Below are 1,646 nucleotides of genomic sequence, written 5' to 3'. Positions count from 1 at the left end.
ATTGGTATGGCTTCATTTACCAACATTGGTATGAGTGGAGCTGTACTGCAAATGATTTCCCACGGTTTAATTGGGGCGAGTTTATTCTTCTTAGTGGGAGCTACTTATGACCGTACCCATACTTTAATACTGGATGAAATGGGTGGTGTCGGTAAGAAGATGAAGAAGGTCTTCGCGATGTGGACGACTTGTTCGATGGCATCTTTGGCATTACCTGGAATGAGTGGGTTTGTGGCAGAGGTGATGATATTTATTGGTTTTGCCACCAGTGATGCTTATAATCCAACTTTCAAGGTGTTGGCAATATTCTTGGCTGCAGTGGGAGTGATTTTGACTCCGATTTATCTGTTGTCCATGTTGCGGGAGATTTTGTACGGCCCTGAGAATAAGGAGTTAGTAGAACATGAAGTTCTCAAGGATGCCGAACCTCGTGAGGTGTTTATTATCGGTTGTTTGTTAGTGCCAATTATTGGTATTGGTTTGTATCCCAAGATTGTGACTCAGATTTATGATGCGACAACAGTACAGTTGACAGCGCGGTTGCGAGATGCTGTACCAACGTTGATAGAATCTGGGGAGGTGGCGTTAAAGAGTGAGTCTGAGTTATTGATGCGTGCGCCTGCGATTAAGTAGGGCGGGGTATTTGAATAATTTAGATTAAGCGTAGGTTGGGTTGAGGAACGTTAGCGCAGCTTATCCGTTAGGATAAACCCAACAATAGGCGTAGGTTCGATAGAGGAAGTTCTATATTCGGAGCTTATCCGCAGGATAAACCCAACAAAACCTTACTATTGTTGGGTTTCACTCCGTTCAACCCAACCTACATTTGTATTGCTATTGTCGAAATTAGATAACAATAAAATTACTGAAATGACAGTCACCATACCCATTAACAAAATTGAGCTTAACCCAGGTAGTCTCATTACCCTAAATGACTTAACCTGGGAACAGTTTGAAGCATTTCTAGAAGAAAAAGAAGCTAACGGAATCAAGACACGAGTCGCTTACAGTCAAGAAACTTTAACCATTATGTCTCCTCTTCTTGCTCACGAACGACCGCACCGAATTATTAGTGATATTGTGAAAGTATTGCTGGATAGTCAAGAGCGAGACTGGGAAGAGTTCGGTTCAACAACCTTTAGGAAAAAAGCTAAAAAAGTCGGTCTAGAACCTGATACTTGTTTTTATATCCAAAACGCTCAAAAAATGCGCTCTCGAATGAGGATAGATCTGACTGTAGATCCACCTCCAGATTTAGCTATTGAGGTAGATGTTACATCCAAAACTACTCTTGATGCTTATGAAGCTTTAGCAGTTCCAGAATTATGGATTTATACTGAAGAAAAATTCACGATTCAGGTTTTTACCGATGGATTATATGTAGAATCATCTATCAGTCCTACTTTTCCCAATTTACCTATCTTAGAATTAATTCCTAATTTAGTCAACCAGGTATTAACGATGGGTAGCAGTAAAATGCTAAGAGAGTTGAGGAAGAAAATGAGTTAGAGTCCAGTAGTAGACTAACACAAATAAAACTGTTTGTAGATACATGGGTATGGTTAACTCTGCACTATAAAAATGAATCAAAACATCAGGAAACTGTAAATTTGTATCGGCATTTCACCTCTCAAAATCAGAGAATT

2 protein-coding genes are annotated in these 1,646 nt (G+C 39.9%); both read left to right on the top strand.

Features of this window, described 5'->3' with window-relative positions; translation table 11 throughout:
• On the top strand, positions 1-633 hold a 633-nt coding region (locus tag AC3DU7_RS07035), incomplete at its 5' end, for a proton-conducting transporter transmembrane domain-containing protein (protein WP_488038643.1).
• 237 nt (positions 634-870) lie between these two features.
• Positions 871-1,509, top strand: a complete 639-nt coding sequence (locus AC3DU7_RS07030) for a Uma2 family endonuclease (RefSeq protein ID WP_488038642.1) — start codon at positions 871-873, stop codon at positions 1,507-1,509.
• The last annotated feature ends 137 nt before the right edge of the window (positions 1,510-1,646 follow it).

The organism is Okeania sp. (assembly GCF_983059655.1).
The sequence above is the reverse complement of the archived record's forward strand: the minus strand, read 5'-3'. Positions and strand labels throughout refer to the sequence as shown.